The 8,257-nt window shown below is 52.8% G+C and carries 3 protein-coding genes; all 3 read right to left on the bottom strand.

What is annotated here, in order from left to right; translation table 11 throughout:
- Positions 1-6: 6 nt before the first annotated feature.
- The 3 genes from ACEW9I_RS13985 to clpB all read right to left on the bottom strand — a co-directional run bounded on the left by ACEW9I_RS13985 (position 7) and on the right by clpB (position 8,030).
- Entirely contained in the window at positions 7-4,188 is a 4,182-nt protein-coding gene (locus ACEW9I_RS13985) for a chemotaxis protein CheB (RefSeq protein ID WP_373540941.1), read from the bottom strand.
- 363 nt (positions 4,189-4,551) lie between these two features.
- Positions 4,552-5,181 (bottom strand): Uma2 family endonuclease, encoded by a 630-nt coding sequence (locus tag ACEW9I_RS13990; protein WP_373540942.1) that lies wholly within the window; start codon positions 5,179-5,181, stop codon positions 4,552-4,554.
- 104 nt (positions 5,182-5,285) lie between these two features.
- Positions 5,286-8,030 carry an ATP-dependent chaperone ClpB gene (gene clpB, locus ACEW9I_RS13995; RefSeq protein ID WP_373540943.1) on the bottom strand — a complete coding sequence of 915 codons (2,745 nt, stop codon included), beginning with the start codon at positions 8,028-8,030 and terminating at the stop codon, positions 5,286-5,288.
- Positions 8,031-8,257: the final 227 nt, after the last annotated feature.

Below are 8,257 nucleotides of genomic sequence, written 5' to 3' on the forward strand. Positions count from 1 at the left end.
GACCCTCTACCCCCTACCCGTCAAACTAGCAACCGCCTGAATCAGTTGAGTTGGATCGATCGGTTTGGCTAAGTGGAGCTGGAAGCCAGCAGCGATCGCGAGGCGGCGTTGGAGATCGCTGACGTATGCGGTGACGGCGACAGCAGGGATCTGGGCGATCGATTCTCGCTCCGATCCTCTAACGTGCGCTAGTAATGCCAAACCATCTTCGTCTGGCATCCCCAGATCGACGAGGAGGGCGTCGTACTTGTCTGGCTCGGCGGTGAGAGCGGCGATGGCGGCGCGGGCTGAGGTAACGCTCGTCACTTGTGCGCCGACGCTTTCGAGAAGATATTTCATCAGTTCGAGGAGGTCGGGATCGTCATCGACGGAGAGGAGTTGTAAGCTGGAGAGCGAGGGTAGCTCGGTGGTGAGCTGGGGTAGGGGTACGGTGGTTGGCTCGATCGCGGCTGGTAGAGCTGGGATCGATCGCTGTGGTAGGCTGACGATGAGCGTGGTGCCCTGCCCGACGCCAGGACTCTCGGCGCGGATGGTGCCACCATGCAGTTCGACGATCTGACGGGCGATCGCCAAGCCCAAGCCCAGACCCTGGTTGGCTTTGTTGGTGCCATTATCTCCCTGTCGGAACCGATCGAATATGTGCGGTAATAACTCGGCACTGATGCCAATCCCAGTATCGCTGACGCGAATCTCGGCTCGATCTGGGAGCGGTACGAGGGTGATTTCGACGCGTCCGCCAGTTGGGGTAAACTTAATCGCATTGGAGAGGAGATTGCACAGCACTTGATGCAATCGATCGAGATCGCCGACAAACATGGTGGAGGTGAGGCGGGAGCTAATCTGGAGCGATTTGGCATCGGCAGCAAGTTGGACAGAATCGATCGCGGCATTGACGACGGAGACTAGATCGAGCCGCAGAGTGTTGAGGCGCAGTTGGCCGCTGTCGATCCGCGAGATATCGAGCATGTCTTCAATCAGTCGTGACTGCGCCCGCGCACTCCGATAAATGCTATCCAATGCCCGTCTGACGGTTGGCTCATCGAGCTGACGGGCGGTGAGGAGTTGCGCCCAACCGATGATGGCACTGAGCGGGTTGCGGAGTTCGTGCGAGAGATTGGAGAGGAACTCATCTTTGGCGCGGTTGGCAGTCTCTGCCTCTTGACGGGCTAGTTGTGCCGTCAGGAGCTGCAAGCTTTCGCGCTCGAACTGCTTGCGGGCGGTGATGTCTTCGATCGATAGCAAGATCCGCTGTGACGCTCCGACTTCGGCGATCTTCACGGCATTGAGGAGCATGATTTTGGTACCGATCTGCTCGAATTGATGCTCGACCTCGATATTCTCGACGGTGGTAGTAGCGGTCAAGATCCCTTCGAGCAGTGGTCGGAGTCTGGGGATGTTCCACTGACCATTACCTAGCTCGAACAGCGACGCGCGAATGGTTTCGAGCCATTCCACTTGAAATGTTTGGTAGAAAGCGCGATTGGCTTTATTGATGCGGAAGTCCGACTCTAGTACTAGCAGGGGGACTTGGACGGTTTCGACGATCTCTTCGGCATAGTTGCGTGCGGCTTCTACGGTGGCAAGAGCGCGCTTGAAGGCGTTGATATCGTGCAAAACCAGGACAACTCCATCGATCTGATTTTCGGTGGTGCGGTAGGGGCGGATGGTGAGCATATACCAGTGTCCCGATCGCGTTTGGACTTCGAGAGTTTTGGTGCCGAGGGTTTCTTGGACTTCGACGATCGCTTGTTCCAAGTCGGGCAGATCGAGATTGCTACGGATATCGCTGAGGTGGCGGTGAGTATCGGCAGGGAGCAAGTTAAATAACCGCTGCGCCATCGGTGTGAAGCGACGAATCCGCAGATCGTCAGTCAACATGACGATCGCGATGTTGATACTGCCGAGGAGGTTGGTGAGATCGTTGGTGAGTCGGTACAGTTCCCGATTGCGGCTGCGGAGTTCGTCGTTGGTGATGGTCAGTTCTTCGTTGGTGGCTTGGATCTCTTCTTGGGCAGTTTCTAACTCTTCATTGGTGCTTTGCATTTCCTCATTACTGGAGAGAATTTCCTCATTGGCGGTTTTGAGGTCGCTATCACTGCGTTCGTGTTCGATGATGACTGCTTCGAGATACTCTTGCGTAGTATTAAGTTCGAGGATTGCTGCGTCGAGTTCTTGCCGCAGGCGCATATTTTCCCGCTCCAAATCTCCTTGAGGGTTGACTGGCTCGATGGAAATCGGCTGGATCGTCCTGATGGGCAACGCTTCTTCAAATAATATCAAAAAGCAATATGCTTCAGTCGTGGGCACTTTAAACGGAATCACCTGAAGATCGATACGGCGATCGATCTCGATCGCAATTCCCTGCTTGGTAACTGGGCAATCCTGCCGTTGCGCTTGATAGATCGCCGCTCGGAGTTCGATTCGCAAGTCTGTGGATGTCGTCTCAGTTGTGGAGAATCGCACCAGTTTGAAGATATTGAAATCAGCGACTCCCGATCGCAGTTGCAAGTAGCGATCGATCTCGCCCCGCATGTGCAGTACCTGCATCTGGTTGTTGATGACTACTCCAGTGGGTGCATAGTGCGCGGCGATCGCCCGATCGACTTGCTGCTGTAGGTCAAACCGATCGGCGGGAGCTGTTAGTGGCTGGCGATCGTGGAGCTTCACTGCCGGGTAACTGCTGGGTGTAAGTGAAAATGTCGGCAGATTGACAGTGAGGTTTTTGGTATAAATTCGGTACTTTTTATCGATATTATGAAACAGGTCTGAAGTACCCGTACTTTCGGAGGTACCGAGGAGTAGAAATCCAGTCGAGTTGAGGCTGTAATGAAAGATCGGGATAATCCGCTTTTGGAGCGATTCGCCCAAATAAATCAATACATTGCGGCAACTAATCAGATCGAGATTGGAAAACGGCGGATCGCCACCCAGGTTTTGACGGGCAAATACGCACAGTTCGCGGATCGACTTCCCGATCTGGTAGCGATTGCCCTCGATCGCATTAAAAAAGCGGCGGCGACGCTCGGGGGAAATATCCACCATCTGATTCTCGGTATAGATCCCCGATCTAGCTTTGTCGATCGCCAGATCGCTGATATCGGTGGCAAAAATCTGGATCGGCAGTCGTTGCAGTGGTGGCGTGTCTGCTAGTGCCAACACCTCTAGCAAGCAGATCGCGATCGAATACACTTCCTCGCCAGTGGAGCAGCCAGGTACCCAGATCCGCATTGACGACTCTGGCGACTTGTGGCGGAGCAGTTGGGGCAAGACTTGAGTTTTGAGCAGCTCAAAGGCTTCAGGATCGCGAAAAAAGCTCGTTACATGGATCGTAATTTCTTGATACAATGCCTTGACTTCTGCCGGATCGTTGGTTAGGTACGAAGCATATTCATCCAATCGTTCCAGCCGCAACAGCAACATCCGGCGTTGAATCCGCCGTGAGATCGTGCTGGACTTATAGTAGCTAAAGTCAACCCCCGTAGCCGCTCTGAGCAGCGCGAAAATCTGGATTAACCCATCTGTCGGCGCAGATTCATCCGCCAGGGTGAGCAGTGGCGCAGACAAGATCGGCTCAGTGCTGAGTCTGACTAGTTGAGCGGCAATTGCGGCAGGCGGTAGGACAAAATCCACATTCCCAGTGGCGATCGCCCGACTGGGCATACTGTTCACCCGTGCCGTATCTTTGCACTGAGCAAACGTCACGCCCCCCGCCGCCTTGATGGCGGTCAGCCCCAACGAGCCATCGCCATCACCACCAGATAGGACGATCGCGATCGCCTTGTGTCCGCAATCCTCCGCCAACGAGGTAAAGAAGGAGTCTCCTGGCATATATTGACCGGATACTCGTTCGCGGGCGGAGAGTTGCAGCGTACCTGCCGCGACGATCATTTTGGTATTGGGCGGAATTACATAGATCTGGTTCGGCTCGACCCTCATCCCAGCAGTAACCTCCTGCACGGGCATGGGTGTCGCCTTCGCCAGGATTTCCGTTAGCAGGCTTTTGGTATCGGGAGCCAAATGCTGAATCAGCACAAACGCCATCCCCGTATCGATCGGGAGATTGCTGACTAGCTCCAAAAATGCTTCTAATCCGCCCGCAGATGCCGCAATCCCCACAATCGGAAATAAAGCTGTGTAGGCTGGTGTGGGGGACTCACTGGGCTGCTGAGAAAGTGGATCGAGAGTCATCGCACATTGCTCATTCGTCGGGTAATACGAACAAGTTTATCAATTCTCGCTATGTTTAGCAATTTACTAGACCGTTTGCAAAGGTGTTGCAGTCGATCGACACAATAGACCTCCTGCGAAAGTAAAAACAAAATCTTTGCTAGTGTTGTCTTGTTGCGCCTTCATGCGGAGGAAACCTCCAAGGGAGCGCACCGCTGTTTTCGTCCATATCTTCCCCTAAAGCCTAAAGCCTAAAACCTGACTTTCGCAGGAAGTCTAATGTTGCGCTGTCTGGTCTGGACAATCGCGCTAATATCTCCTCAGCGCGAATTAGCCACCGCCAGCGAGCAGCTAGCCCTCCCTGAATGAGGAGGAGTCAAACTGTTAGAGCTGCGCTTGAACCCACTTGCGTAAACTTTTCACCGCCTGATTTACGCCCTCACTTTGACAATCTGCGAGAAAATCTAGCACTCTAGCCGGAGCTAGCATCGGGAATGTCAAAGAGCGATCGACCGCGACATATTTGGCTGAATGCAACTGGTAAAATACTAATTCGGCTCCATCATATCGCCACACTTCACCAACTCCCAACGTCGCGTATAGAGCAAGTTGGTTGAGTGAACTGCTAGTAATATCGATTTCTATTGCTAAATCTGGTGGCGGATCTTGAGTAAAATCTAGTTTGGTTTTGCCCCGTACTGCGGGTTCATTAGCGAAGTAGTAGCAAGAGTCTGGTTCTTTCCCTGCTGCGAGATCTGGACGTTTAATCGTCATCGAGCCAAACACATTATGGTTGAGATCGAGTTCCTCTGCTATGACGATGATTAGGCGATCGATCTGACGATTATAATTTTCGTGTACTGGTAGCGGAGTCATGAATTCTAAATTTCCACTGTAATAGCTCAGTCGCGCTTTTCCATCATCGCCAATCTCGGCGAGGAGACTTTCGTAGAGCTGCCAACTGATATTGTGGAGAAAGGTTCTCTCTTCACCCGTATTGATGACTGTCAACATAGCTTCACCTCTGAAATAGATCTGAGTGATTCGATCGTTTAGCTTTACTCAATTATGGTCATCGGCGATTATATTTTAATGTAGATTGGAGGGTGGGCGATCCGCTACTTTTCAACTGCAACCGTTGGTAAAACAATCTCCGATATCGCCGTTGGCGTTGACTTTTTGACCTTGAGTGGTTTGGTGCCAAAAGTCAACGATCGATTCTCTTTCAGAGAGGCTGTGCCTAACGGCAGGCTATCGCCAACGCCAACGACACAATCGACAAAAATTGTATCACCTGCCCCCACAGTAGTTTCCAAGATTTTAGTCGCGATCGGGTTTTGGAGTTCCCGCTGAATGGCGCGCTTTAGGGGTCTGGCACCATAGCTCGGATCGTAGCCGACCTCGGCGAGATAATCTTGGGCTGCTGGGGTGAGGTGAATTTTGATTTTTTGGTCTGCCAACATCCGTTCGATCCCCTGAATTTGGATCGTCACAATTTGCCGAAGTTCGCTCTTGTTGAGCGGTTCAAAGATCGTCAGCTCGTCGATCCGATTGATAAATTCTGGACGAAAATGCGATCGCAGGGTATTAGTCACCTGTTCGCGGAGATCGTTGGTTTGAGTATTGTCGCGAGCGGGATTGAGTAATACACTCATAATCTGGTCGCTGGCGATATTACTCGTCATCACGATCACCGTGTTGCAAAAGCTGACGGTTTTACCTTTGGAGTCGGTGATTCTACCATCGTCCAAGACTTGGAGCAGGATATTGAACACGTCGGGATGAGCTTTTTCGACCTCATCAAATAACACGACACTATAGGGATGCCGCCGCACGGCTTCAGTCAGTTGTCCGCCATCTTCATGTCCCACATATCCTGGCGGCGCACCAATCAGGCGGGAGACTGCATGTTTCTCCATATATTCCGACATATCCAGCCGCACCATCGCCGTATCGCTATCAAACAAGAATTCCGCCAGAGCGCGGGCGAGTTCGGTCTTCCCGACACCTGTCGGCCCCATAAATAGGAACGATCCGATCGGGCGATTGGGATCTTGCATCCCCGCGCGGGCGCGACGGATCGCGGCTGAGACTGCGCTGACAGCCTCATGCTGCCCGATCACGCGCTGATGGAGGTGAGCTTCGAGTTGGAGCAGTTTTTGCCGCTCTGAAGCCAGTAGGCGGTTGACTGGGATGCCCGTCCATTTGGCGACGATTTCGGCGATGTCGCTTTCAGATACTTGTTCGCGCAGGAGGGTGGAGCCTTGCACTTGAACTACGGCGAGTTCGGATTCTTTGACTTCGCGCTCTTGTTGGAGTTTTTCGAGGTTGACGTATTTGAGCTGGGCGGCGGTATTGAGATCGTAGGCGCGTTCGGCTTGTTCGATTTGGACGCGGATCTGATCTTCTTGTTCTTTGAGGCTTTTAATGCCGTCGAGGAGTTGCTTTTCGCCTTGCCATTGATGATTGAGTTCGTCTTGTTTGACTGTGAGCTGGGCGATCTCGGCGTCGATTTTTTCTAGGCGTCCTTGGGTGGTACGATCGCTGTTGCTGTGGAGATTTTCACCTTGGAGGGAGAGCTTCTCCATTTCTAGCTGCATCACGCGGCGATCGATCGCTTCGAGTTCGGCGGGTTTGGAGGTGATCTCCATCTTCAGTTTAGCAGCAGCTTCATCCACTAAATCGATCGCTTTGTCTGGCAAAAAGCGATCGGCAATATACCGACTAGAGAGGTTGGCGGCGGCGACTAATGCCGAGTCGTTGATTTTGACCCCATGATGGACTTCATATCGCTCTTTGAGTCCCCGCAGGATCGAGATCGTATCATCCACGCTGGGTTCGCTCACCTGTACGGGCTGAAATCTCCGCTCTAGGGCGGGATCTTTCTCGATATATTTGCGATATTCATCAGTTGTTGTCGCACCGATACAGCGCAATTCGCCCCGTGCTAGCATCGGTTTGAGCAGATTGCTGGCATCCATCGCCCCCTGATTGCCACCTGCACCGACGACGGTGTGGAGTTCGTCGATAAATAAGACGATTTGTCCGGCTGATTCGGTGACTTCTTTGAGTACCGCCCGCAACCGCTCTTCAAATTCGCCGCGCAGTTTGGCACCTGCGATCAGACTCCCCATATCAAGCGAGATTAAGGTGCGATCTTTGAGTGATTCGGGCACATCCCCATTGACGATCCGTTGCGCCAATCCTTCGGCGATGGCGGTTTTACCCACACCTGGTTCGCCGATGAGGACGGGGTTATTTTTCTGACGGCGAGAGAGTACCTGTACCACCCGCTTGATCTCTTCATCGCGTCCGATGACGGGATCCATTTTCCCCGCTCTGGCGGCTGCGGTGAGATCCTTACCATATTTGGGTAACGCCTCACCACTAGTTTCGATCGCCGTAGTAGTAGGTTTGGGGGTAGTCGTGCGAAGCTGTCTGATAGCAGCTTCGAGTTGAGATCGATCGAAATTAAATGCCTTGAGTAAGCGTCTCCCGATCCGATCGTCCTCACTCAACGCTAAAATCAGGTGATCGACACCGATAATCGGGTCTTGCCAGCTCTCTCTACTAGCTTCGGCACGATCGAGTAATAAATCCAAACCTCGCCCCAAATATAGATCCTCAACCCGATTTAGCTTGGGTTGACGGGTGGTAAATTCCTGCAATTGCCGTGCCAATTTTTCGGCATCCACCCCCACGCGCGCGAGAATCCTCGGAGCGAGATCCTGTTGTTCCAACAACGAGATCGCCACATGTTCGACTTCCAACTGTTGATTGAAGAATCGCCGCGCGACATCCTGTGACTTAGTAATTGCATCCCAGGCTTGGAGAGTAAATTTGGAAGGATCTGTAGGCTGCATGTCTGGGGGATGGCGATTAGTCTATGCTTGTCTGTTTAGTATATCAAGGAAGTTCGATCGGTTGGCATGGCGGCTAGCGATCGGTTAACAGTTGACAGTTGCGGATGCTGTTCAGGCGGAGGATACCTGGCGCATGTGTTGCACCAGCGGCTCGCGATACGTAGGCTCTGCCGAGGGTTTGCGGATGCTGTTCAGGCGGAGGAACCCTGGTGCATGTGTTGCACCAA

The organism is Chamaesiphon sp., from assembly GCF_041738855.1.
In the GTDB taxonomy this organism is placed as follows: Bacteria; Cyanobacteriota; Cyanobacteriia; order Cyanobacteriales; family Chamaesiphonaceae; genus Chamaesiphon.